At 66.1% G+C, this 25328-nt stretch carries 14 protein-coding genes and 1 pseudogene; 6 read left to right on the forward strand and 9 right to left on the reverse strand.

Features of this window, described 5'->3' with window-relative positions; translation table 11 throughout:
* Positions 1–28 precede the first annotated feature (28 nt).
* From FLG15_RS17530 to xerD, 5 genes and pseudogenes are all read right to left on the reverse strand, one after another.
* Positions 29–3223, reverse strand: a complete 3195-nt coding sequence (locus tag FLG15_RS17530; RefSeq protein ID WP_150146909.1) for a YadA-like family protein — start codon at positions 3221–3223, stop codon at positions 29–31.
* Between the two features lie 673 nt (positions 3224–3896).
* Positions 3897–7943: a phosphoribosylformylglycinamidine synthase gene (gene purL, locus FLG15_RS17535; RefSeq protein WP_057678016.1), complete on the reverse strand. Its 4047-nt coding sequence runs from the start codon at positions 7941–7943 to the stop codon at positions 3897–3899.
* Positions 7944–8461: 518 nt separating this feature from the next.
* Positions 8462–9259 (reverse strand): DsbC family protein, encoded by a 798-nt coding sequence (locus FLG15_RS17540; RefSeq protein WP_008571787.1) that lies wholly within the window; start codon positions 9257–9259, stop codon positions 8462–8464.
* 227 nt (positions 9260–9486) lie between these two features.
* A pseudogene (locus tag FLG15_RS17550) lies at positions 9487–9711 on the reverse strand (hypothetical protein); the annotation flags it as partial.
* 23 nt (positions 9712–9734) lie between these two features.
* The gene (gene xerD / locus FLG15_RS17555; RefSeq protein WP_057678018.1) at positions 9735–10706 is read right to left on the reverse strand and encodes a site-specific tyrosine recombinase XerD; all 972 of its coding nucleotides are present in this window, start codon (positions 10704–10706) and stop codon (positions 9735–9737) included.
* A 387-nt stretch (positions 10707–11093) separates the two neighbouring features.
* Between xerD and FLG15_RS17560 the strand changes: the two genes are divergently transcribed.
* Positions 11094–11561, forward strand: coding sequence for an RDD family protein (locus tag FLG15_RS17560; protein ID WP_057678019.1), 468 nt, complete (start codon positions 11094–11096; stop codon positions 11559–11561).
* A gap of 110 nt (positions 11562–11671) precedes the next feature.
* Here the strand turns inward: FLG15_RS17560 and FLG15_RS17565 are convergent, their stop codons facing one another.
* Genes FLG15_RS17565 through lptF form a run of 3 tightly spaced genes read right to left on the reverse strand, consistent with a single transcriptional unit; the run spans position 11672 to position 14161 of the window.
* Positions 11672–11971, reverse strand: a complete 300-nt coding sequence (locus FLG15_RS17565; RefSeq protein WP_057678020.1) for a hypothetical protein — start codon at positions 11969–11971, stop codon at positions 11672–11674.
* A 4-nt stretch (positions 11972–11975) separates the two neighbouring features.
* Positions 11976–13082 carry an LPS export ABC transporter permease LptG gene (gene lptG / locus FLG15_RS17570; protein ID WP_033473963.1) on the reverse strand — a complete coding sequence of 369 codons (1107 nt, stop codon included), beginning with the start codon at positions 13080–13082 and terminating at the stop codon, positions 11976–11978.
* On the reverse strand, positions 13079–14161 hold the full coding sequence (gene lptF, locus FLG15_RS17575; RefSeq protein ID WP_007970560.1) for an LPS export ABC transporter permease LptF: 1083 nt from the start codon (positions 14159–14161) through the stop codon (positions 13079–13081). Before lptF ends, lptG begins: the two co-directional genes overlap by 4 nt.
* Before the next feature lie 107 nt (positions 14162–14268).
* On the opposite strand from lptF, the gene FLG15_RS17580 reads away from it, so the two are divergent.
* From FLG15_RS17580 to FLG15_RS17595, 4 genes are all read left to right on the forward strand, one after another.
* A complete protein-coding gene (locus FLG15_RS17580) occupies positions 14269–15741 on the forward strand; it encodes a leucyl aminopeptidase (RefSeq protein WP_057678021.1) in 1473 nt (490 codons plus the stop codon).
* Positions 15741–16112, forward strand: coding sequence for a hypothetical protein (locus tag FLG15_RS17585; protein ID WP_057678022.1), 372 nt, complete (start codon positions 15741–15743; stop codon positions 16110–16112). The genes FLG15_RS17580 and FLG15_RS17585 overlap by 1 nt, the downstream gene beginning before the upstream one ends.
* Entirely contained in the window at positions 16112–16537 is a 426-nt protein-coding gene (locus tag FLG15_RS17590; RefSeq protein WP_057678023.1) for a DNA polymerase III subunit chi, read from the forward strand. Before FLG15_RS17585 ends, FLG15_RS17590 begins: the two co-directional genes overlap by 1 nt.
* Before the next feature lie 118 nt (positions 16538–16655).
* The gene (locus FLG15_RS17595; protein ID WP_057678024.1) at positions 16656–19490 is read left to right on the forward strand and encodes a valine--tRNA ligase; all 2835 of its coding nucleotides are present in this window, start codon (positions 16656–16658) and stop codon (positions 19488–19490) included.
* Positions 19491–20035: 545 nt separating this feature from the next.
* Here FLG15_RS17595 and FLG15_RS17605 read toward each other — a convergent pair.
* Positions 20036–22915: a TonB-dependent receptor gene (locus FLG15_RS17605; RefSeq protein ID WP_150146912.1), complete on the reverse strand. Its 2880-nt coding sequence runs from the start codon at positions 22913–22915 to the stop codon at positions 20036–20038.
* A 259-nt stretch (positions 22916–23174) separates the two neighbouring features.
* Here FLG15_RS17605 and FLG15_RS17610 point away from each other — a divergent pair, with 259 nt between their 5' ends.
* Positions 23175–25148, forward strand: coding sequence for a lytic murein transglycosylase (locus tag FLG15_RS17610; protein WP_057678026.1), 1974 nt, complete (start codon positions 23175–23177; stop codon positions 25146–25148).
* Positions 25149–25328 lie beyond the last annotated feature (180 nt).

Raw genomic sequence — 25328 nt, forward strand, 5'->3', positions numbered from 1 at the left:
TGCATGCAACCGCGTGGTCCTCCTGCGGCTACCAGCCGAAACCGGCGCCCACGCCGATCGAGCTGTCATCGCCGCTGAGTGCGCCGCCCACGGTGACCGTGGCGCGCGGGCTGATCGCACGCTGGTAGCCCACCGACAACGCCGACTCCCCGTTCTGGAAACCGACACCGGCACCGATGCGGTTCTGCGAGGCGATACCGGCCACGCTGGCGGACATGTTCAACATCGCCGAGCTCATCGCGCCCTGACGGTCCAGGCGACGGTTCTGCCGGCGCAGGCGGTCTTCGATATCGCCCTGGTAGCTTTCGAAGCTGTCGGCCATCGCGTTGTAGCGGCTGTCGGTGTAGCTGTTGGCGGCGGCAACGCCGCTGTCCAGCTGGCCCTTGTTGACCGCATCGGTGGCACGCGTACCGGCCGCCACATTGGCCACCTGACGCTCACCGCCCACGCTGCCCACCGACACCGTGTCGGCACGATCGGCAACCGAGCCCTGGCCCAGTGCCACGGCGCCTTGTGCCGTGGCACGGGCGCCCTGGCCGATCGCCGTGCCGGACGCGGCGGTCACTTGCGCACCTTCGCCCATCGCCACGGCATTGGTGGCCACCGCCGCGATCTGCGTGTTGGCACCCACCGCCGTGCTGCCATCGGCATTGACGCGTGCATTGCTGCCGATGGCGGTGTCGTTGGGGCCATGCGCATACGCGCTGCCGCCGATTGCCGTGCCGGTGACGTGGTTGGCCACTGCTGCCGTACCGACTGCCGTGGACGTGGCCGCCGGCGTGATGCTGCCGACGGCGGCGGCAGTGGGTGTGCCCTGGACCGCAGTGCTTGCGGAAAGCCCAGTTGCAGCGCCCGTCGCTGCAGACGAGAGGGCACTGTCGGCTGTTGCGTCGGTCGCCAGCGCTGCCGACTGCAAGCCATCGGCCGTTGCGTCGACCGCTGCAGTGCGCGCCGTTGCCAGGCGTGCGACAGATACACGTGACGCAGCTGTTGCCGCGCCGCCTCGCGCATCCAGCTCGCTGACCTTGCTGTCCAACGCCGTCAGTGCCGCACCGACATTGTTGTAGCTGGCCCCCTGGATCACATAGGTCGGCGCCACGAACACGCCTTGCGCACCGATCGCCGCACCGCCGCCGAGGAAGCTGGCCGCATTGCTCAGCGACTGGAACAGCTGGCCGCCATTAATCGCATCGGTGCTGGCGCTGGCAATCGTGCCCGCCCCCACATTGACGATGCGGCGCGTGGCCGGGCCACCGCGACCGTTGCCGCTACCCACCGACACCGTGTCGGCTTCATAGGCGCGCGAGCCCGAGCCCAATGCCACCGAATCGGCACCGCTGGCGCCCGCGTTGGCACCCAACGCCACGGCATTGCTGCCGCTTTCGCGCACGAAGGAGTTGTAGCCCAACGCAACGCCGTTTTCGCCGATGGAACTGGTCTGCCGGCCCATCGCGGTGCTGTTCACGCCGCTGGCGCTGCTGTCCACACCCATGGCGCTGGCACCGGTGGCCGAGGCACGGCTGCCGGAGGCGACCGCCACGCTGCGCTCGCCGGCAGCAACCGCCAGGCTGCCCAACGCAGAACTGCCCTGGCCAACGCTGGAGGCATTGAAGCCCACCGCGGTGGCAGATGCGCCAAGCGCGCTGCTTGCGCCACCCAGCGCCATGGCGCCCTGCCCCTGCGCAGATGCCGTCGTTGCGCCCGTGGCCGGCGTTACCGCCAGATAGCCATCGATGCGTGAGGTGGCGGCGCGCACTGTATCGAGCTGGGCCACATTCACCGCATCGGTGGCTTCGGTACCGGCCGCAACGCTGGTGATCTGGCGCGTCAAGCCGGCTTGCACATCGCCAACCGACACCGTGTTGCTGCGAAACGCATAGGAGTGCGCCCCCAGCGCAACCGCGCTGGATGCCGAACGATTCCAGGCATCGTCGAGCCAGGATCCCACCTTCGCGCCGTAGCCGATCGCCACGGCATCCACGCCGTTGGCCTGCGCGTCCGCGCCAATGACGGTGCTGTCACCATTGAACTGCGAGGTCGCGGCACGCGCGCCTAGCGCCACGCTGTTTTCGTTGTAAGCGGTGCTGCCGTGGCCGATCGAGATGCCGCCATCGCCCGACGCCAAGGCAAAGCCGCCCAATGACACGGTGCGTGGTGCGAACGAACCGGCGCTGTGCCCGATCGCCACCGCATCGGTATTGCCGGGCGCATTCGGAAATACGTTGGAATCGTAGCCAATGGCAATCGCATAATCGGATTGGCTTTGCGCACCCGAGCCCAGCGCAATGCCGCCAAGACCGGTCGCTGCGGTAATCGAGCCGAAGTTGCTGACGCCGCCCACGACAACGCTCTGTGCTCCGCTGGCTAAAGAGGTGTCGCCAACGGCGACGCTACTGGCACCGTCGCTTCGCGCCCTGTAACCGAACGCCGTCGAGGTGTCTGCGCTGGCACGCGAGGAATAACCGCCGGCAGTGGAAAGAAAGCCGCCAGCGCTGGAAAGCCCGCCCACGGCAGTGGCGCCGTCGCTGGAAGTCTGTGCGCGATACCCCAGCGCCGTGCTCTGCACGCCACTGGCGCTGGCGCCGCTGCCGATGGCGCTGGCATACGGCGTTCCCGCTACCGCACCACCGCCCACTGCCGTGGCGCCCACACCTGACGCCTGCGTAGCCTGTTCGCGTTGGCCGATGACGAAGCCGTCGGCATCGTAATCAAACACGGTCGCAACGCCGCCGAGGGCGATTGCCGATTCTCCCGCCGCCGCAGCGTTATGACCGATCGCGGTCGCGTCGCGGTCCAACGCCAGGCTTCCACCGCCCAGCGCCATGGTTGCATCGCCCAGCGCATTGCTCGCATTGCCCAACGCCAGCGCATCCTCACCGTCCGCGTACGCCGGGATCTGCGCATCGGCGGCGGATGGTGCAGCCGCTTGCGTGGCGCTGTCGTTGGCTACTGCGGGTGCGGCCTGAGCCCCCGTGCCCGCCTCGCCCGGGCAACGTAGCGTGCCCTCGATCATCTGGCACTGCATGATCGCTGCAGCCGGTGTCGTCGCGGCACCGGCCGCCCCGGCAATGCCGAACAACACGATCGCCACTGCCGTGGCCAGCACTCCGCTGGTATGGTCGCGCGGCAGGCTGCCCTGCGCATTTTCCACCGTGCGAACACGCGGCACCATTTGGTCGTGAGTACAAGACTCGCGACCAGCCTCCAAATAAATTCGCTTCATTAACGCCTATCTCCCCATTTTGGTCTGGTGTGTGTAAAAACCGACCACCGCACGAACAGATCGCACGGTCCCCCTGAGGTTTTATATTCGCGCGCACTCGCCTCAGCTTTGGAGTATTCCAAAGCTGAAAATTCAAAGCATTAAATACACAGAAGCGTAGATCGAAAGATCGATAACGCTAAATTAATTTAATTGAAAAGTAGAGCCATCAATGCGATTGCCGTCACACACCGCAAAATCAGCGATGCGGAATACATAATCAAGGGATTTGAAAGTTACTAAAAAATGTCCAGGTATCGTTTTATTATTTAGTCGCGAATTCGCTACCGCTAACGCAAAGATTAGGTTTCAACAGTTTCGATTGCAGCGCATGGCGCATTCCGCTCATCGAGCGACTATCGCCATTTGAGCCGCTCCATCGCGTGGTTCGCGCGCGCCACAAGCGCCACCGGCAGATTGCAGTCGAGGCGGGCGAGCCCAGCGAACACGCTTGGCTTCCGCGCAAGGCTGTTGATCGCATCGCGCGCATGTGGTGGTAGCGGCAGCACGCGCTGAATCTGCAACTGATTTCAATTGCAGATTCAACGCACCTGCCTAAACGACAACGGCCGTGCGCATCGCTGCACACGGCCGTCGGATCATGCGTCAGCGGCTGCCGATCAGCCGCACGGCATCAACCGCACCACACCCGCGCGTTGCGGAACATCCGCAACCATGGTGAGTCGTCGCCCCAGTCGGCCGGGTACCAGCTCAGGTTTGCGCTGCGTGGCGTGCGCTCCGGGTGCGGCATCAGGATGGTGACGCGGCCGTCGCTGCTGGTCAGCCCGGTGATGCCGTCAGGGGAACCGTTCGGATTGAGCGGGTACTGCGATGCCACCGCGCCATCGCCATCGATGTAACGCAATGCCACCCGTGCGGCGGCCTGGTCCACGGCGCTATCGAACTCTGCGCGCCCTTCACCGTGCGCCACCGCCACCGGGATCCGCGAGCCGGCCATGCCGCGCAGGAAGATCGACGGCGACTCCACCACTTCCAGTAGCGCGGTGCGCGCTTCGAACTGCTCGCTGCGATTGCGCAAGAAGCGCGGCCAATGCTCGGCACCGGGAATGATGTCCTTGAGCTGGCTGAGCATCTGGCACCCGTTGCACACGCCTAGCGCGAACGTATCGCTGCGCGCGAAGAACGCGGCGAAGGCCTCGCGCAACGCCGAGCGCTCCAGGATGGATGTCGCCCAGCCGCGGCCGGCACCCAGCACGTCGCCGTAGCTGAAACCGCCGCACGCCGCAAAGCCCACGAACTCGCGCAGGTCCACGCGGCCCTCGATCAGGTCGCTCATGTGCACGTCATAGGGACGGAAACCGGCGCGCTCGAAGTTGTAGGCCATTTCGATCTGCCCGTTGACGCCCTGCTCGCGCAGGATCGCCACCTTGGGCCGCGTACCGGTGGCCACGAACGGCGCCGCCACATCGTCGGCAGGGTCGAACACCAGCTTCGGGCGCAGGCCTGGCGCCTTGAAATCGCGTGCCAGCGCGCGCTCTTCATCGGCGCTGTCCGGGTTGTCGCGCAGCTTCTGCATGGCATGGGTCACCGACCACCACGCATCGAACAGCTCTTCCCAACGCCATTCGGCCAGCACGCGGCCCTGCCCGCTCACGCGGATGCGCGGCGTGCCGGTGGGGCGTGCAATGCGCTGCGCGCATTCGGTCAATGCGTGGCGCTCGACCAGGTCGGCGAACGCGGCGCGGTCTTCGCTGGCAATCTGCACCACCGCGCCCAATTCTTCGTTGAACAGGCTGCGGAACGCATCGTCGCCCCACGCATCCAGCGTGATATCCAGGCCCTGCCGCGACGCGAAGGCCATCTCGCACAACGCAGCAAACGCACCGCCATCGCTGCGATCGTGATACGCCAGCAACAGCCCGCTGTCGCGCGCGTCGCGGATCAATTCGAAGAAACTGCGCAGACGCTGCGGATCGTCCAGGTCCGGCACCTCGCCGCCGAACGCCGGCAGCGCGCTGTCGTCGGCATACACCTGCGCCAGCACCGAGCCGCCCAGCCGCTGCTTGCCGCCTCCCAGCCCGATCAACCACAACTCGCTCTCTTCACCGCTGCGCAGCAACGGCGTCAGCTGCGTGCGCACATCGCCCACGGGCGCGAATGCACTGATGATCAACGATACGGGTGAAACGCTTTTCAGCGTTTCACCGGAAATAGGGAATGGAGAATCGAGAATGGTGGAAGCGGAGGACTCTGGCGTTTCACCATTCCCGATTCCCGATTCCCCATTCCCAACCTGCCACTGCGCCTGCATCGACAGCGAATCCTTACCGACCGGCACGCTCAGTTCGAGTGCGGGGCACAGCTCCATGCCGATCGCGCGCACGGCGTCGTACAGCAACGCGTCTTCGCCGCTATGGCCGGCGGCGGCCATCCAGTTGGCCGAGAGCTTGATGCTGTCCAGCCGCTGCACCGGTGCGGCGCACAGGTTGGTGATCGCTTCGCCCACTGCCATGCGCGCGGATGCGGCCGCGTTCAACAGCGCCAGCGGCGTGCGTTCGCCGATCGACATCGCCTCGCCTTCGAAGGTGTCGAAACCGGCCAGGGTGATCGCGCAATCGGCCAGCGGCAGCTGCCATGGCCCGATCATCTGTTCGCGTGCGGTCAACCCGCCCACGCTGCGATCGCCAATGGTGACCAGAAAGCTCTTGGACGCCACGGTGGGATGCGCCAACACGCGCAAACCGGCCTGCTGCAGGTCCAGCGACGCGGTCTGCAGCACCGGCCACTGCGGCGCGGCCGGATGCGCCGCATCGCGATGCATCTTCGGCGCCTTGCCGAACAGGACATCCATCGGCAGGTTGATCGGGAGCTGGGAATCGGGAGTCGGGAATGGGGAATGGGGAGAAGCGGCTTCGGCAACCGGCAGCACGCCGTTACCATTCCCGATTCCCGATTCCCCATTCCCGGCGTCCAGGACGCCGTATCCGACCACCAGCCGCTCCTCGGCCGTGGCCACGCCGACCGCGGCGAACGGGCAGCGTTCGCGGGCGCAGATGGCGGCGAATTCTTCCAGGCGCGCCTGCGGCACGCCAAGTACATAGCGTTCCTGCGATTCGTTGCACCACAGTTCCAGCGGCGACAGCGACGGGTCGTCGCTGAGCACGCGACCCAGGTCGATGATGCCGCCCACGCCCGAATCGTGCAGCAGCTCGGGAATGGCGTTGGACAGCCCACCCGCGCCCACGTCGTGGAACCAGCGGATCGGGTTGTCCACGCCCAGCGCCACGCAGCGGTCGATGACCTCCTGGCAGCGGCGTTCCATCTCCGGGTTTTCGCGCTGCACGCTGGCAAAATCCAGCGCCTCGGCGCTGTCGCCGGCCGCCACCGAACTGGCCGCACCGCCGCCCAGGCCGATCAGCATCGCCGGGCCGCCGAGCACGATCACCGCATCGCCCGGCTGCAGGCGCAGCTTTTCCACCTGGTTGCGATCGATCGCGCCCAGGCCACCGGCCAGCATGATCGGCTTGTCGTAGGCGCGGGTCAGGCCCGGGCCTTCGGCCAGCTCGAAACTGCGGAAATAGCCGAGCAGGTTCGGGCGACCGAATTCGTTGTTGAACGCCGCGCCGCCCAGCGGGCCGTCGAGCATGATGTCCAGCGCCGGCGCCATGCGCGGGTTCAGCGCGCGCAGCGTTTCCCACGGCTGTGGCAGGGTCGGAATGCGCAGGTGCGAGACCGAGAACCCGGTCAGGCCGGCCTTGGGCTTGCCGCCGCGGCCGGTGGCGCCTTCGTCGCGGATCTCGCCGCCCGCACCGGTGGCCGCGCCGGGGAACGGGGCGATCGCGGTCGGGTGGTTATGCGTTTCCACCTTGATCGCAAAGGCCGACGGCAGCACCGCCTCGCTGCGATAGTGACCGGTGGCCGGATCCGGGCGATAGCGCGCAGCCGGCACGCCTTCCACCACCGCCGCGTTGTCGCTGTAGGCCGACAAGGTGTGCTGCGGGGTCTGCTGGTGGGTGTGCTTGATCATGCGGAACAGCGAGCGCTCCTGCGGCTTGCCGTCGATGGTCCAGCTGGCATTGAAGATCTTGTGCCGGCAATGTTCGGAGTTGGCCTGGGCGAACATCATCAGCTCGACGTCGGCCGGGTCGCGGCCCAGCGCGCCGAAACGTTCGCGCAGGTAGTCGATCTCGTCCTGCGCCAGGGCCAAGCCCAGGTCGCGGTTGGCCTGCTCCAGCCCATCCAGCGGCACGCGCTGCAGCTGGCCCGGGTCGGGCACGTTGAACAGTGCCTCGGCGGCAGCGGCCGAGCCGAGCAGCGATTGCGTCATCGGGTCGTGCAGCAACTTGGCCACGGCAGCCTGGGCGGCCGCGTCGTCCGGCCAGCCGGCCAGGTCGATGCGGGTGCCGCGCTCCACGCGCTGGATCGGCTGCCCGGCCCCGCGTACCAGCTCGGTGGCCTTGCTCGACCACGGCGACAAGGTGCCCAGGCGCGGCACCACGTAACGCGAGGAGGCATCGGCATCGCGCGCGGCGGGCGCGGCGTTGGCCTGCAGGATCCGCTGCAAGGTGGCCTGGTCGGACGATTGCCCGGCCTCGGCGCGGATGAAGTACACGTGCCAGGCGCCAGTGATACGCAGCGCGGGAACGAGGGTTTGCAGGCGGGTTTCGAGCCGAGCGCGGCGGAACGGCGAAAGGGCGGAAGCGCCCTCGAGGACCATCATGTCCGGGGAACCGTGTCAGAAACGGGGCTGCAGATTGTAACGGAGCCGGTGGGTCGGCGTCGGTCAAGCGTGCGGCGGAAGGCAATCGGCCAGCGAATCAGGCCGAAGACCACCAGCCCACGTTTCGTTCGGCGCGGCCATCGTGACGGGCGGAATAGCGCAGCGACCTGGCGACTAGCTGTCTGGCTAACGCGTTGGCGTCTGGCCATCTGGCTAACGCGCCGGTTGGCAGCGCCCTGCCCTGCTCCCACTGTCTTCATCCGCACCGTCATCGTGGCCCTGCGACTGGCGCAGGCGCGACAGTTGGCAGTGGCGACATCTGCGCGCCGTACGCAGCCGATCGGCACTACCGCCTGGACGAATCGGCGGCCGGACGCCGCACGGCCGCTCGATCCAGCCAGCCACGCCACCCCCGAAACGCAAAAGGCCGGAATGCAGACGCATCCCGGCCCCCTGACAAGCGTCCAGCCAGCGAGGGCCAGCGCCGACGCGGCGTCACACGGCCGCGTCGATGTGGATCAGCGGCTGCCGCCCGCCGTGCTCACGGCGCGCTTTTCCAGCGCCTCGCGCAACTGCGCCGGTGGCAGGTAGCCACCGAGCTGGGTGCCGTCGGGGGCGAAGATCGCCGGCGTTCCGTTGACGCCCAGGCGCTGGCCCAGGTTGTATTCCATCGACACCGGGTTCTTGCAGTCCTTGGAGGCGACCGGCTGACCCGACTTGGCGGCCGTGAGCGCCTGCTTGCGATCGGCAGCGCACCACACCGCAATCATTTCCTTGTGGTCCTGGCTACCCAGGCCCATGCGCGGAAACGCGAGGTATTCCACCGCGATGCCCTGCTTGTTGAGCTCGCCGATCTCGCTATGCAATTTGCGGCAGTAACCGCATTCCACATCGGTGAAGACGGTGACGGTGTACTTCGGGTTGGCCGGCGCGAACACGATGCGGTCGGCCTTGGGCACGGTGTCCAGCTGCTTGCGGCGGTAGGCCAGCAAGCCCGGGCTTGCTGCGAACTGCTTGTTCTGGATGTCGAACGGCTGCGCCTGGATCAGGTAGCGGCCGTCGTCGCTGACGTACAGCACCTGCCCGCCGACGACCACTTCGCGGAAGCCGGGGAACGGCGCAGCACCGATGTAATCGGGCTTGAAGTCCGGGTCCAGCGCCTTGAGCGCCGTGCTCACGCGTTGGTCCACCGTGCCGGTGGCGGCAGGCGCGGCGGCGGGCTTGGCGCCGGCAGTGCTTGCCGCAGGCTGCGAGGATTGTGCGCAGGCGGTAAGGCTGATCGCGCCCAGCAGCGCGGCGATGGCAAGACGATACATTCACGCATCCAGATGGAATGAGGTGCCCGGATTCTCGCACAGCGCAGATGAAGCCTGGCCCCGGCCGCCACAGTTCGTGAACGCGATAGGCAAGTTGCTGCATCTGTTGGACAGACGCAATGCAGCGCGCGGCTTGCCGGGTCTGGCAGTGGGCTCGGCACAGTCGCCGTCGCAGGCGCCTTGAAGATGCCTGCAAGCGCCGCCTCACTCTCTGTTGTTTTCAGGGGTGCACGGCTGCGTGGCGTCCGGCGCTGACCGGCAGCGCGAGGTATGACCATGAGGATATCAGGCCGGCCGGCGCCAGCCTGACCGGCAAGGCCGCCGCGGCAGCCGAAGGTGTCTGGCGAGGCACCACCAACGTCCGCGGGCGGTGTCGATGCGGCCGCCAGCGCGGCGTTGACCTGTTGGCAGTTCTCTGCCGCAACCGCGACAAGCGCGTGGCCTGCGCGCATCCCAGGGCGAGACGCTGCGCCGACTAACCGCGCGGATGATGGCTGGCGTGCAGTTTCTGCAGATGCTGGCGCGCCACCAGCGTATAGATCTGCGTGGTCGACAACGAGCTGTGGCCCAGCAGCATCTGCAACGCGCGCAGATCGGCGCCGTGGTTGAGCAGATGGGTGGCAAAGCTATGCCGCAGCCCATGCGGGCTGACCGTGTCCGGGTCGATACCGGCGACCGCTGCGTAACGTTTCACCAACACCCAGAACTGCTGTCGGCTGAGCGGCTGACGCGCGGCGTCGATGAACAACGGCACCTGCCCGTCAACCGCCGCCACCGGCTTGTTGGCGGCCAGCAGCGGGCGCGCCTCGCGCAGGTAACGCTCCAGCCAATGCTGGGATTCCTCGCCCAGCGGCACCAGCCGGTCCTTGCTGCCCTTGCCGGTCACCCGCAGCACGCCCTGGCGCAGGTTCACCCCCACTGCCGGCAGGTTGACCAGCTCGCTCACACGCAGGCCCGCGGCGTACATCAGTTCCAGCATCGCGCGATCGCGCAGGCCTGCCGGGGTGTCCGCGTCCGGCGCGGCCAGCAGGGCCTCGATCTGACTTTCGGTCAAGGCCTTGGGCAGCGAGCGTGGCAGTTGCGGTGGGTCGATCAGGGTAGTGGGATCGTCGCTGCGCACGCCATCGCGCAGGCATAGCCCGTAGAACGCACGCAAGGTCGACAACAGCCGCGCCGTGCTGCGCGGAGAGTAGTTGGCCTGGGCACGCCAGCGCAGATAGTCGAACAGGGCGGCACGGTCGATGCCGAGCAAGCCGCCACCCGCGCCGTCGCGCCAACGCGCCAGCCCTTCCAGGTCGCGCCGATAACTTTCCAGGGTCTGTCGCGCTACCCCTTGCTCGGCCCAGAACCGGTCGAGAAAGCGTTCGATCACGCTGGCATCAGCCGCCTGCACCGGTGGCAGTTGGCGGGCAAGTTGGCGGCGTTCGGCGGGGCTGCTGGCAGACATCGCCACAGCATAAAACGCGGCGTGCGTTTTGAGAGCCGATGGGCGGCGTTGCCGGGAGGTGTATTGCCTGCGCTCGAGAGGCGCACATGTGGCGCTGCGCGTCATTGTCGCGCGTGATCAGCACGCCTCGGCCGCAGGCGCGAAGGTCATCCGGATCGCGACGCCAGCAAGGCAGCGGCGATGCCGTCGTCAGTTGATCCCATGGCCGGCAGGTCCCGGGCATGGGCATGCGCTCGACTGGACACGCCGAGTCTAGGTACCAGCCCTCGTGCCAGGATGCAGTTGATCGTGCTTGGATTGTCGCCTTGCGTCAGCGCGCGCAAGTACCGGGGCGCGGCTACTGCAGCGCGGCGTTGCGCCGTGCTTGGCGACCGTTATGCTCGCGCCATGACCTCGATCCCTTCGCCTCGCGTTGCGCGCACCCCTGCACTGGTGGGCTGGCGGCTGCTGGCGCTGTGCTACGACGCCTGGCCGGTGCTGGCGCTGTCGATGCTGATCTCCACCGTGTTCACGCTGGGCTTTACGCTTGCCGGGCACCCCGCGCGCGAAAACATCGCGCCTTTCAGCGGCTGGCAGTGGCTGTTGTGGCTGTGCTGCTGGATCGCCGCAGGCCTCTACGCCACCGTGAGCTGGCGACGCGGCGGACAGACGCTGGGCATGCGCCCCTGGCGGCTGCGCTTGATCGACCCACAGGCGTCATGGCATGCGCTGTGGATCCGCTATGCCGTCGGCACCTTGTCGCTGGCGCTGGGCGGGCTGGGATTCTGGTGGGCGTGGCTGGACCGCGACCGGCTGACCTGGCACGACCGTGCGAGCGGGACCCGGCTGCAGCGTATTGCCAAGACATTGAAGTGATCAGGTCGGCAGTCCACGACCTGCATCTCGCCGATCCCGCTTGTTCGATGCATGCGGACTGCACCTGGAGTGCGACGGGGCTGGCGGCGGCAACCCAGCCAAGCTGCGGCTTATTGAGCGCCCAACAAAAGGCGCGCAATCAACCACTGAACTGCATGCCCAAACGCATACAGCACCGCTAAAAATGGCGGAACCAACAAAACATAACTTGTCGCCCAAGGCATGTTGGTTAACCAGGCATCCGCGTGGAGAGCATCCAGCGCGATCAGCTGAGGCGTCAGCGGCAGTTGCAGAAGAACGAAGTAGCCCTTGGGATCGCCTTGTGCACTAAGCGCTCCCCACACGCACAACGCAGTCGCCGCCAGATACAGCAGGCAGAGCGCCACTCCCACCACGCTCACCCGCCGCATGCGCTCAGCTGCTACGCCTGCGGAACAACCACGCCGACACGCCCAGCATCACCATGGGCGGCAGCGCATAGGCAATGCGGTAATCGAGCTTGAGGGCGCCGGCCATGCGGCCGAAGAACAGCTGCAGCAGCCAGAAACCCAGCGCAAACAGAATGCCCAGGAACAGGCGCTTGCCCAGGCCGCCGCTGCGCAGCGAGCCGAACGAGAACGGGATTGCCGCCATGCACAGCGCCAGCACATTGAGCGGATAGAACCACCGGCTCCAGTACTGATCTTCGTAATCGCGCGCGTCCAATCCATTGCGGCGACGGTATTCGATGCTCTGCTCCAGCTCGTGCGCGGAAAGATTGCGCGGCTTGGCCAGGCCAGCGGCCAGCGCGGCAGGGTTCAGTTGCGTTTGCCACGGCAATTCGGGGAAGGTCTCGCGCTGCACCGAGCGTTCCTGGAAGGTGTCGCGACGGACCTGACGCAGGGTCCAACGGCCGTCGCGGTGTTCGGCCACCGAGGCGTAGGTCAATTGCTGCATCCTGCCGCTGGGATCGAGGTGGTAGAGCCGCACATCGTGCAGATCCAGCGCGGTGCCACCGCCATCGAGCAGCTTCTCTTCGCCACTCAAGGCATTGAGGAAGGTGTCGCCCTCGCGTGCCCACAGCCCGGCGTAGCGCGAAGACGCCATATCGCTGTTGAAGCGGGCACTGGCCTTGAGCGTGTCGGCCTGGTTCTGTGCCCACGGCCCGATGGTTTCGCCACTGATCACCATGCTGGCGGTCAGCAGCGCCATCGCTGCGACCACCGAGGCAGACATGCGTTTGCGCGACACGCCCAGCGCACGCAGCGCCGTCAGCTCGGAGGTGGCGGCCAACTGGCCCAGCCCCATCAGCGCGCCAATCACCGCGGCCGTCGGGAACAAGGTATAGGCCCGGCGCGGCACGGTGTAGGCCACGTACGCCACCGCGTGCCCGAAGGTGTAGCTGCCCTGCCCGATGTTCTTGGCTTCGCTGGCGAAGGCGTTGACCAGATCCAGCCCCAGCAGCACCGCCCAGGTCAGCAGCACGGTAAACAACACCACGCGACCGACGTACCAATCGTGGACCCGCGGCGTCAGCTTCATGCGCGCGCCCTCGGCCGACGCACGCGGCCATCGCGCGCATACGCCCACACCGCCACTGCCAGCAGCGGCAGCGTCAACCACCACAGGCCCAGCGCCGCCGGAGTCTTGCCGTTGGCGATCCACTGGGTGCCGACGATCATCAGATTGGTGCCCACCATGTAGGCCAGAAACGCCAGCATGATTCGGCCATAACGCTGTTGCCGCGGTGCGCTGCGCGACAGCGGCAAGGTCAGCAAGGCAAACGCCAGGGCCAACAACGGCGGCGCCAGGCGCTCATGCAGCTGCGCGCGCGCGGCAGGACGCTCGTCGGACAGCAACTGGGTGGTCCACATCACTTCCGGATCGTTGGCATCGTGCACGCGGGTGCGGTCGGGCAAGGCGATATCGCTGCTGGCGAACTTCATCAAGCGATAGTCCAGGGTCGCGCCGCTTGCCGGGCCTTCCGTGCGGTAGCCATCGTCCAGGCGCAGGTAACGGTCGGTCTTGCCCTCGAAGAACATCGCGCCGCGGTCGGCAGTGACCACATCAATGCGGTCATTCTGCTGGCGCTGCATGAAGACCTTGCCCAGGCCCTTGCCGTCGGCAGAGATCGTCTGCAGGTAGACCACCCCACCGCCGGACAACGGCGTGAACTGGCCCGACTCCAGGCCGGCCATCAGCACGCTGCGGTTGGCATCTTCCAGCATCGCCTCGGCAGTGCGGCTCGCCCAGGGGCCCAGCCACAGCGAGCACAACCCGATGACCACCACCACCGGCACCACCAGCATCAGCATCGGCCGCAGCATGCGCCGGGGGCCGACGCCAATGGCGGTAATGACGGCCATTTCTGAATCGCGGTACAGCCTGGCCAGTGCCAGCAACAGGCCAAGCATCAACGCCAGCGGCAGGATAATGGGCAGATACGCCACGAATTGCAGCCCCACCTGCGACAGCAGCAAGCGCGCCGGGATGCGGCCGTCGGCGATATTGCCGAGGATATCCACCAGCACACCGCCAACGCTGACGACCAGCAGCACGATCAAGGTGGCCAGGAAGCTCTGGGTGAAATCGCTAAGCAGGTATCGATCGAGCTTCGGCATGGGGTGGGCTTGTTTTAAACTCTCGGATTCGTTCGCGGCGCCGCCAGCCTAGTCCGGTTGGCGTAAACAGCCCGCGATTGTACGGATTTGCCTACGGAATCTGATCAATGGCCCTGCAATTCACCCTGAACCAAGACGCGCCGGCAAGCGCTGCCGTCGACTGCATCGTGGTTGGCGTGTTCGCCGACAAGACCCTTTCGCCCGCTGCCCAGGCGCTGGACAGCGCCAGTCAGGGCCGCTTGACGGCCTTGGTCGCGCGCGGCGATGTGGCCAGCAAGACCGGCAGCACCACGCTGCTGCACGACCTGCCCGGCGTCACCGCGCCGCGCGTGCTGGTGGTCGGCCTGGGCGAAGCCGGCAAGTTCGGCGTGGCGCCCTATCTCAAGGCCGTCGGCGATGCGACCCGCGCGCTGAAGACCGGCGCGGTCGGCACCGCCCTGCTCACCCTGACCGAACTCACCGTCAAGGCCCGCGATGCCGCCTGGAACATCCGCCAGGCGGTGACCGTCAGCGACCACGCCGCCTACCGCTACACCGCCACGCTGGGCAAGAAGAAGGTGGACGAGACCGGCTTGACCACCCTGGCCATCGCCGGCGACGACACCCGCGCGCTCGCCGTGGGCGTGGCCACTGCCGAAGGCGTGGAGTTCGCCCGCGAGCTGGGCAACCTGCCGCCGAACTACTGCACCCCGGCCTACCTGGCCGAGACCGCCGCGGCCTTCGCCGGCAAGTTCCCGGGTGCCGAGGCCGAGACCCTGGACGAGGCGCAGATGGACGCGCTGGGCATGGGCTCGCTGCTGTCGGTGGCACGCGGCTCGGCCAACCGCCCGCGCCTGATCGTGCTGAAGTGGAACGGCGGCGGCGACGCGCGCCCGTATGTGCTGGTCGGCAAGGGCATCACCTTCGATACCGGCGGCGTCAACCTCAAGACGCAGGGCGGCATCGAGGAAATGAAGTACGACATGTGCGGTGGCGCCAACGTCATCGGCACCTTCGTGGCCACGGTCAAGGCCGAGCTGCCGATCAACCTGGTGGTGGTGGTGCCGGCGGTCGAGAACGCCATCGACGGCAACGCCTATCGCCCCTCCGACGTGATCACCAGCATGTCCGGCAAGACCATCGAAGTCGGCAATACCGACGCCGAAGGCCGCCTGATCCTGTGCGATGCACTGACCTACGCCGAGCGCTTCAATCCCGAAGCGCTGGTGGACGTGGCCACGCTGACCGGCGCCTGCATGGTGGCGCTGGGTCACCAGACCGCCGGGCTGATGAGCAAGCACGACGACCTGGCCAACGAGCTGCTGGCCGCCGGCGAGCACGTGTTCGACCGCGCCTGGCGCCTGCCGCTGTGGGACGAATACCAGGGCCTGCTGGATTCCACCTTCGCCGACGTCTACAACATCGGCGGCCGCTGGGGCGGCGCGATCACCGCCGGCTGCTTCCTGTCGCGCTTCACCGAAAACCAGCGTTGGGCGCACCTGGACATCGCCGGCGTGGCCAGCGACGAGGGCAAGCGCGGCATGGCCACCGGCCGCCCGGTCGGCCTGCTGACCCAGTGGTTGCTGGATCGCGCGGCCTGATGTCGCCGCGCGCTGCACTGGCGCTCATCGCTGGCTTCTCCGTCGTGAACGGAGCCGCCAGCGCAGTGCCGGGCTGGACCAGCCCCGGCATCGATCTGCTCTGGATCGTAGTGCAGCTTTTGCTGTTGTTTGTGTGGCTGGCGGCCGACAGCCGCCAGCTCGGCTACCGCCGACCGGCCTGGATGAATATCGGCATCGTGGCCTTGGCCGTGCTGTTCCTGCCGGTGTACCTGTACCGTTCGCGCCCACCCGGGCGCCGCTTGCGCGCATTCGGCGGCCTGCTGTTGGCCGTGTTCGGCTGCGCGGCCCTGTTCGCGGCCGCCGGCATGACCACCGAAGTGTTGCTCTCCTCCCGTCTTGTGACTGCCTGATGCCCCGTGCCGACTTCTACCTGATCGCCAAGCCGCGCTTCCTCAACGAACCGCTGCGGCTGGTCTGCGAGCTGGCGCGCAAGGCCAACGACGCCAACCTGCCCACCTTGATCCTGGCCCGCGATGCGGAGCAGGCCGAGGCGCTGGACGACCTGCTGTGGGCGTTCGACGACGAGGCCTATATCCCGCACCAGATCGCCGGCACCGATGAGGAAGACGAACTGGCACCGGTGCTGATCGCCTCGCCGGAGTTCGATGCCCCCTCGCGCCCGCTGGTGATCAACCTGCGCGACGACCCCTACCTGGGCGCCTGCGACCGCGTACTGGAAGTGGTGCCGGCCGACCCCGCTGCCCGCGAACCGCTGCGCGAACGCTGGAAGCAGTACAAGGCCCTGGGCCTGGAACTGACCAAGTACGACATGTGAATCGGGAATCGAGAATGGGGAATGGGGAGTCGAAACTTGGCTCCCTCCCACCAGACCGTCACCGATCAGCACTCCCGCTCTACCCATTCCCTATTCCCGACTCCCCATTCCCTGCCTTATGACCACCCTCGCCTCCAGCTACGACCCCTCTTCCTTCGAATCGCGCCTGTACGCGCAGTGGGAGGCGGCCGGTTATTTCGCACCGTCCGGCAAGGGTGAGCCGTACACCGTGTTGCTGCCGCCGCCGAACGTGACCGGCACGCTGCACATGGGCCATGCGTTCCAACAGACGCTGATGGATGCGCTGGTGCGCTATCACCGCATGCGCGGCTTCGACACGCTGTGGCAGGTGGGCACCGACCACGCCGGCATCGCCACCGAGATGGTGGTGTCGCGCAACCTGGCGCTGGAAGGCAAGTGCGAAACGCGCGACTCGCTGGGGCGCGAGGGCTTCATCGCCAAGGTGTGGGAGTGGAAGGCCGAATCCGGCGACACTATCGAGCGCCAGATGCGCCGGCTGGGCACGTCCAGCGACTGGTCGCGCAGCACCTTCACCATGGACCCGCAGCCGTCGGCCGCGGTCAACGAGGCGTTCGTGCGCTGGTACGAGCAGGGCCTGATCTACCGTGGCCAGCGCCTGGTCAACTGGGACCCGGTGCTGAAGACCGCGATCTCCGATCTGGAAGTGGAAAACGTCGAAGAAGACGGCTTCCTGTGGTCGATCCGCTACCCGCTGGCCGATGGCGTGACCTACGAACACGTCGAGCACGATGCCGACGGCAACGAGACCCTGCGCGAAACCCGCGATTACCTGGTGGTGGCCACCACGCGCCCGGAAACCATGCTGGGCGACACCGCGGTGATGGTGCACCCGGACGATGCGCGCTACGCCACGCTGCACAGCGCCCGCATCGTGCTGCCGCTGACCGGCCGGCAAGTGCCGGTGATCACCGACGATTATGTGGACCGCGCGTTCGGCACCGGCGTGGTTAAGGTCACGCCGGCGCACGATTTCAACGATTACCAGGTGGGTGTGCGGCACTCGCTGCCGATGATCAACCTGTTCACCGTCACCGCAACCCTCAACGACGAAGCACCGGAGCGCTATCGCGGCCTGGATCGCTACGACGCACGCAAGCTGGTGCTGTCCGAACTGGAAGACCTCGGCCTATTGGTGGAAACCAAGCCGCACAAGCTGCAGGTGCCGCGCGGCGATCGCACCGGCCAGGTGATCGAGCCCTACCTCACCGACCAGTGGTTCGTGAAGATGGATGCGCTGGCAAAGCGCGGGCTTGAGCTGGTCGAAAGCGGCCAGATCAAGTTCGTGCCGCCGAACTGGATCAACACCTATCGCCACTGGATGGAAAACATCCAGGATTGGTGCATCAGCCGGCAGCTGTGGTGGGGCCATCGCATTCCGGCGTGGTTCGACGAGGCCGGCAAGTGCTACGTCGGCCACGACGAAGCCGAGGTGCGCGCCAAGCACGGTTTAGGCGCGGGCGTCGCCCTGCATCAGGACAGCGACGTGCTGGAAACCTGGTTCTCCTCGCAGCTGTGGCCGTTTTCCACGCTGGGCTGGCCGGATGCGCAGGCGATGGCTGAGCGCGGTTTCGCGCGTTATCTGCCGTCGTCGGTCTTGGTGACGGGCTTCGACATCATCTTCTTCTGGGTGGCGCGCATGATCATGGCCACCGACAGCTTCACCGGCCAGGTGCCGTTCCGCGATGTCTACATCACCGGCCTGATTCGCGATGCGCAAGGCCAGAAGATGTCCAAGTCCAAGGGCAACGTGCTCGATCCGCTGGACATCATCGACGGCATCAGCATCGAGGACCTGGTAGCCAAGCGCACCCATGGCTTGATGCAGCCGCGCATGGCAGAAAAGATCGAAAAAGCCACGCGCCGTGAATTCCCGGACGGCATCATCGCCCACGGTGCAGACGCGCTGCGCTTCACCATCGCCGCGCTCGCCACGCATGGCCGCGACATCAAGTTCGATCTGGGCCGCGCCGAGGGCTACAAGAACTTCTGCAACAAGCTGTGGAACGCCACGCGCTTTGCGCTGATGAACACCGAAGGCGCGCGCTTTAGCGGCGTGCCGCAGCCGCGTACCGAAGCGGAGAAGTGGATCCTGGCGCGCCTGGACAAGGCCACCGCAGAAACCCACGTGCATTACGCCAACTATCGCTTCGACCTGCTCGCGCAGTCGCTATACGAATTCGCCTGGAACGCGTTCTGCGACTGGTTCGTGGAGCTGGCCAAGCCGGCGCTCAACGGTCAGGACACCGACGCGGCCGCCAGCACGCGCCACACGCTGCTGTATGTGCTGGAGTCGTTGCTGCGCCTGTTGCACCCGCTCACCCCGTTCGTCACCGAGGAATTGTGGCAGCAGGTCGCGCCGCGCCTGGGCATCACCACCGCCACGATTTCGTTGCAGAGCTTCCCGCAGGTTGGTGATGTCGATACCAGCGGCTATGCAACCGCCGAAGCCGATGTCGAATGGCTCAAGTCGATGGTGTCGGCACTGCGCCGCGTGCGCAGCGAATTGAACGTGCCGCCGTCCAAGCAGGTGCGCCTGCTGCTGCAAGCCGGCACTGCCGAGGACCGCCCGCGCGTTGCCCGTTTCGCCTCGCAGCTATCGTTCCTGCTCAAGCTGGAAACCATCGACTGGCTGGACGCCGGCCAGGACACACCGCCGTCGGCCGCGGCCATCGTTGGCGAACTCACGTTGCTGGTGCCACTGGAAGGCCTGGTCGACATGGATGCCGAACGCAACCGCCTGGACAAGGAAATCAAGCGCGTGGAAGGCGAGATCGCCAAGTGCAACGGCAAACTCGGCAGCGCCACCTTCGTGCAGAACGCACCGGCCGCGGTGGTCGAACAGGAACGTGCGCGCTTGAACGACTGGACCACGCAACTGACCGGCTTGCGCGAGCAGCGCGCGAAGATCTGAGCCAGGCGGTCAGTCGAGCGCGCTGCAGTCATGCGGGCGCCCTCAGTGCCTGGCATCTCATCCGACTTGCCTGCCGTCGCGCGTTGCGAGGGCTTGGCGATCTTCAAGCCTGGTGTGTCGATTGCGCGGTGCCCTCACCGCTCGCCGGACACCCCGTGACCCCATCCCTGGGGGGCTCGTTGGCGGCATCCATGCCGCCAACGGGTCCGCAATCGGTGACGACACCGCACTAGAAAGTCAGTCGGTGGCTTTCCAAAAGGCTCTACCGGGGCTCGCCCTGATTGGGAAGCTGACACGCCGCGCAGCCATTCCAACAATACCCGTCGTGCCCCGTTTGCAAACTTGCAAACCGACCATCTCGACTGGTCCTTGCCCTCCCCCCATCGAGGGACCCTTGGCGGCATGGATGCCGCCAAGGAGCTTACAAGGACGTACTTGCAGCGTGTCCCGCGATGGTGGGCTGGCAAGGGCCCTGCAGTGAGGCAAGAGCCCCAACGCCTTGCAACCGACTCACGCGCCCACCAACCAGATCAAGTGCGGTTGAACTAGAACTTCAAATCCACACGCGCATACCAGAAGCGTCCGCCAGGGATGTCGTAGGTGGATGCGTCGTAGCCATTGAGGGAGCACGACAAGCAGATCGGCGGATCCTTGTCGAACACGTTGTTCACGCCGGCCGTGAGTTGCAGGCCCTTGAGCCAATCGATGCGATAGCCCACCTGCGCATCGTGATAGGTGATTGCATCCAGGCGGTTGGTTCCCGCCGACGGATCCGAACACACCGCAAACTCCACCGCATCACCGCACTGCTCGGTCAGTTTGGAAATGTGCCGCGCAGTCCACGAAGCCGTCCAGTTGCCCAGCGACCAATCCAGTACCGCGTTGCTGGTCCACTCCGGAATTGCGCTGTCCACCACCTCGATGCCCGGCCCTTGCGGCTGTCGCTGCCCCGCCGCACCCAGCGCCTCGTAGCGGCCCACCAAGGTGTTCTGCCACGAAAGTTTGAAGCGCCCGAATGCGGTTTGCGGCAAGGTCCAGAACAGATCCACGTCCCAACCGTCGGTCTTGATCGAGCCCAGGTTGGTCAAGCGGTTGTTGAAGGCGTTGATGCCGCCGGTGGACGCCCGCCCGATGCCATTGCAGTACAACGCATCCAGCGTATCCACGCACAGATCCAGCTGCGTTTGCGCATTGATCGCCTGGATCGCACCATCCACATGATGGCGATAGAAGGTCACCTCCAGATCGAGGCGGTCGGACCCGCTGGCATCGCTCGCAAATCCCGGGCTGAAGACGAAACCCGCACTGAAACTGCGCGAACGCTCCGGATCCAGCTGCTCGTTGCCGCCGGTGGTGACCGAGATCTGCTGGTTGGCCTGCTGGTAGCCGGCAGGCACGCCGAGCGCGGCGCAATTGGCCGCACTGCCGCGCGGCGCAGTGCCGCCCAGACCGATCGAGCACGGGTCCGACAACTGCAGGTCCGCACGCGCCGCCGAACCGAACAACTCGCCGATGGTGGGCGCGCGGAAGCCTTCCGCATAGCTGGTGCGCAACACGAACTCATCGGTGACCTGCCAGCGCAGACCGTATTTCGGCGTGAACTCGCCACCGAATGTCGAATAGTCCGAATAACGCCCGGCGATATTCAGATCGAGTTTGTCGCCCAATGCCGAGTTGGCGAAGATCGGAATATTGAGTTCGAGATAAGCCTCGTTGACGTCGTAGCTGCCCGAGGTCGGCAACGAGGGCACGCCGTTGTAACGCCCGGCTACCGTGAGCGGATCGGGCTGATAGGCGCCTTCGTACTTGCGGTATTCGTAACCGCCGGCGAACGACACCGCACCGCCAGGCAACTGGAACAACTCGCTGCTGAGGTTGGCGGTGAACAGGCTCAATTCGTTCTGGCTGCGGTCGCGCACCACCGGCTGGATCCAGCGCAACATCTCCGGCGTGATGCTGCCGGCACCGCTGAAGATATCCAGCGGCACGCAGCCCGCCACGGCCGCGCAGGCAGCCGGGTCGCCCAACGCCAGGTTGATGTTGTAGAGGTTGTAGCTGCCGTAGTTGGTCTGCTCGGCCTTGTTCTTGCTGTACATGCCGTTGACGTCCCAGAACCAGGTCCGCCCTGCGCCTTCGAACGTGCCGACCAGCCCGGTGCCGAAATATTGGGTATCGACCTGTTGCTCGTAGCGCCGCGGCCCGCCTTCCACCGGCCTGCGACCGATCTGGATCAGATTGGTGGCCGAATCCAGATCGAATCCGAACGGGTTGAACGGATTGAGCGCGGAGATCACGATGTTGTCGGCCAGCGGGTTGCCGGTACCGGCATCGGGCCCGAGGAAGATGGGCTCCGGTGCGGCCTGGTTGGTCGATTCGCGCCGGTTGCCCAACGCCTTGACGTACCACTGCACGTCGTCGTTGAAGTAATAGCGGAACTGCGCAAACACGCCCTTGCGCTCGGACGGCGTCAGCAACAGGTTCTGCTCGGCAAAGTTGTAGCGGTCTGCGGTGCCGAAGCAGTGATAGTCGTCGCTGCGCGTGCAACCGCTGCTGCCATCGTATTGCGGTGTACCGACGCCGGCATTGGGCGTGAGGTTCTGGCGTACGCCGGTGTTGGGATCGACGAACTGGAAGCGGCCATCCGGCGTAGCCGAGCTGGCGAAGGTCAGCCCGGTGCCAGGAATCGGGAAGCGTGCCTGCGCACGATCACGCGCATAGATCGGATCCTGCTTGACATAGCTGGCGCCCAAGAACAGGCTGAAATTCTCTCCGCTGGTGCCCCAGGCCAGGTCCATGCCCTGGTTGGCGCCATCGCCCTTGCCGTACTGCCCGTAGTTGAGCGTGACCTGCGCACCGTCGAACGTGCGACGGGTGATGATGTTGACCACACCGGCAATGGCATCCGAGCCATACAGCGACGAGGCGCCGTCTTCGAGCACTTCGATGCGCTCGACGATCGCCAGCGGAATGGTGTTGAGATCGGTCGACGAGCCCACGCCGGACGCAGAGGATTCGTTGACCCAGCGAATGCCATCCACCAGCACCAGCACACGCTTGGAACCGAGATGGCGCAGATCCACCTGCGCCGAGCCGGCGCCCACGCCGCTGCCATCGGGCGGAAAACCGAAGTTGCCGGAGGAATTGAACTTGGCATTGAGCGCCGAACCGGACGCGGTGAGTTCCTGCAGGACCTCGCCGATGGAGGTCAGGCCGGTGCGTTCGATATCGGCGCGATTGAGCGTCTGGATCGGTACCTGGCCCTGCAATTCGGCGGTTTTGATACGTGTGCCGGTGACCTGCACGCTGTCGAGCGTACGCGTGCTCGACGCGGCTTCGGGCTGTTGCGCCCAGGCGAGTGTGGGAATCAGACACAACGACAACTGCACGGCCAGGCATGACCGACGGGGGCCAATCAGACGCTTCATCCTTTCTCTCTCCAGAAGGATTCTTGAGTGTCCGCACGCCCCCGTGCCCTGCGGTCCTCCCCAATTCTTAAACGAAACATTAACGCGCCGCAACTGGCGGTGCAGCAGCCAACGGCGCAGCAGCGGTGGTGACGCGGTGTTGTCTGCACATACCTGCGTGCTCGGCCCATCACGCGTGCTACCGAAAGTGGCCTTCCCATCACGCGCGAGCGACGCGCATTCACTCAGGTGCTCAGGCGTGCTTGGGTATCATCGCGCCATGACTTATGCCCCCCGACTTGCCACTATTTTCATCGGCCTGCTGTGCCTTGGCAGCACCGCATTGCACGCGCAAACCCTCGACCCACAACTGACTGCCATGCGCGATGCCATCGCGGCCGCAGAGCGCGGCCAGACCGATGCCGGCCAGCTCGCTGCGTTGAGCCGCCATCCGCTGTATGGATGGCTGGAATTTGCCACGCTCAAGCGCACGATCGACACCGTCTCCAATGCCCAGGCGCAAGCATTCTTGCAGCGTTACGCCGGCCAGCCCGTGGCTGAAAGCTTCCGCAGCACCTGGTTGCCGGCGTTGGCACGTCGGCAAGACTGGAACGCGCTGCTGGCCAACTGGAAGCCCACCGACAACGTCGGCCTGCGCTGCGCACAACTGACTGCGCGCCAGGCCACCGGCAAGGCCGATGCACAGTGGAGCCGCGATGCGCTGACGCTGTGGCGCAACGGTAAGGCGCTGCCCGACGCCTGCGATGCAGTGGTTGCCGGGCTGGAATCGCGCGGCGAACTCACGCCGGCGCTGCGCTGGGAACGCGTGGAAGCCGCTGCCGATGCACAACTGCCTGCGGTGATGCGCACCGCCGCGCGTGGGCTGCCGGCGGCCGATCTGACGCTGGCCATCGATTACGCTGCCTTTCTCGACAAGGTCCACCCGCGCGCACTAGGTTGGCCCAAGACCGAGCGCAGCCGCCGCATCGCCGTTGACGGACTGGCCAAGCTGGCCAAGAGCGATCCCGACGCCGCCGAACAGCAGCTACCGCAACTTGCCAGTGCGCTCGGCTTCAGCGAAGCGCAGCGTGGGCAGGTGCTGTACCAGATCGCGTTGTGGACCGTCGCCTCTTATCTGCCGGATTCGGCGCGGCGACTCAATGCCGTACCGGAAGCGTCCTACGACGAGCGCCTGCACGAATGGCGTGCACGCGAGGCGATGTCGCGCGGCGACTGGCCGGCGGCGTTGGCCGCAATTCGCAGGATGCCGGCGAGCCAACGCAGCGACTCGCGGTGGCAGTACTTCGAAGCCCGCCTGGCCGAAAAGACCGGCGCCGCTGCAGCCGCCCAGCCGCTGTATCGCGCCGCCGCGCAATCGCCGACCTTCCACGGATTCCTGGCCGCCGACCGCCTGCAGCAGCCTTACCGGCTGTGCCCCTGGGAGCCCAACGACAGCGCGCAGGCGAAGGCTGCTGTTGCGCGCGACCCGGCCTTGGTCCGCGCAATCGCCCTATTTCAGATCGACCGCCCCGGTTGGGCCGTGGCCGAATGGAACGATGCCGCCACCCGCTTCGACGACACCCAGCGCCGTCTGGCAGTGGAAGTTGCCAGCGACAACGGCTGGTTCGACCGTGCGGTATTCGCGCTCGGCAAGCAGCCGGACGAACAACGCCTCTACTCGTTGCGTTTCCCGCTGCACCACGACGACAGCATTCGCCGCGAGGCCGCCAAGAATGCAATCGACCCCGCCTGGGTGGCTGCGGAAATTCGTGCCGAAAGCATCTTCAATCCGCGCGCGCGCTCGCCGGCCAACGCAATGGGCCTGATGCAGGTGTTGCCTGGCACTGGCGCGGCCGTCGCCAAGGGGATCGCTCTGCCCGGCTATGCAGGCGCCAGCAGCCTCTATGAGCCGGCCACCAACATCGCCATCGGCACGGCGTACCTGCGCCAGCTGCTCAACACCTACGGGCTGCCCTATCTCACCATTGCCGCCTATAACGCAGGTCCCGGCCCCACCGGACGCTGGCAGTCGCAGCGGCCGAATTTCGAGCCGGATTTCTGGATCGAAACCATCAGCTACAAGGAAACCCGCGACTATGTCGCGCGCGTGTTGGCCTTCAGCGTGATCTACGACTGGCGCCTCAACGGCGACATGCTGCCGCTGAGCGACCGGCTCATGGGCAAGCTGGTGGACAAGCGTTTGAAGCCGGTCTGTACCCCGGGCCAGGCAGCCAATAACGCCGCGCAGGATTGAGCGATGCCAGAAGACCTGCACGGTTGCAGGGCCTTGGCGAGTGCGCGGCGCCGTCATTGCGTACAGAACCTGACGCAGCACGGATGCCGCGCGGGTACCGGCAGGGATGTACCTGCAGCACGTCCAGCAGCCATGGATAGGCATGGATAGGTAAGGGTGCTGCAAGCAGCTCCCATCCGC

Source organism: Xanthomonas phaseoli pv. dieffenbachiae (assembly GCF_008639345.1).
Lineage (GTDB): Bacteria > Pseudomonadota > Gammaproteobacteria > Xanthomonadales > Xanthomonadaceae > Xanthomonas > Xanthomonas phaseoli.

Excerpts from the sequence above, each read along its gene's own strand:
- FLG15_RS17580 (WP_057678021.1), top strand. The coding sequence starts at position 14,269 with ATGGCCCTGCAATTCACCCTGAACCAAGACGCGCCGGCAAGCGCTGCC.
- FLG15_RS17565 (WP_057678020.1), bottom strand. The coding sequence starts at position 11,971 with ATGCGGCGGGTGAGCGTGGTGGGAGTGGCGCTCTGCCTGCTGTATCTG.
- FLG15_RS17590 (WP_057678023.1), top strand. The coding sequence starts at position 16,112 with ATGCCCCGTGCCGACTTCTACCTGATCGCCAAGCCGCGCTTCCTCAAC.
- FLG15_RS17585 (WP_057678022.1), top strand. The coding sequence starts at position 15,741 with ATGTCGCCGCGCGCTGCACTGGCGCTCATCGCTGGCTTCTCCGTCGTG.
- FLG15_RS17610 (WP_057678026.1), top strand. The coding sequence starts at position 23,175 with ATGACTTATGCCCCCCGACTTGCCACTATTTTCATCGGCCTGCTGTGC.
- FLG15_RS17605 (WP_150146912.1), bottom strand. The coding sequence starts at position 22,915 with ATGAAGCGTCTGATTGGCCCCCGTCGGTCATGCCTGGCCGTGCAGTTG.
- xerD (WP_057678018.1), bottom strand. The coding sequence starts at position 10,706 with ATGTCTGCCAGCAGCCCCGCCGAACGCCGCCAACTTGCCCGCCAACTG.
- FLG15_RS17595 (WP_057678024.1), top strand. The coding sequence starts at position 16,656 with ATGACCACCCTCGCCTCCAGCTACGACCCCTCTTCCTTCGAATCGCGC.
- purL (WP_057678016.1), bottom strand. The coding sequence starts at position 7,943 with ATGATGGTCCTCGAGGGCGCTTCCGCCCTTTCGCCGTTCCGCCGCGCT.
- lptG (WP_033473963.1), bottom strand. The coding sequence starts at position 13,082 with ATGAAGCTGACGCCGCGGGTCCACGATTGGTACGTCGGTCGCGTGGTG.
- lptF (WP_007970560.1), bottom strand. The coding sequence starts at position 14,161 with ATGCCGAAGCTCGATCGATACCTGCTTAGCGATTTCACCCAGAGCTTC.
- FLG15_RS17530 (WP_150146909.1), bottom strand. The coding sequence starts at position 3,223 with ATGAAGCGAATTTATTTGGAGGCTGGTCGCGAGTCTTGTACTCACGAC.
- FLG15_RS17540 (WP_008571787.1), bottom strand. The coding sequence starts at position 9,259 with ATGTATCGTCTTGCCATCGCCGCGCTGCTGGGCGCGATCAGCCTTACC.
- FLG15_RS17560 (WP_057678019.1), top strand. The coding sequence starts at position 11,094 with ATGACCTCGATCCCTTCGCCTCGCGTTGCGCGCACCCCTGCACTGGTG.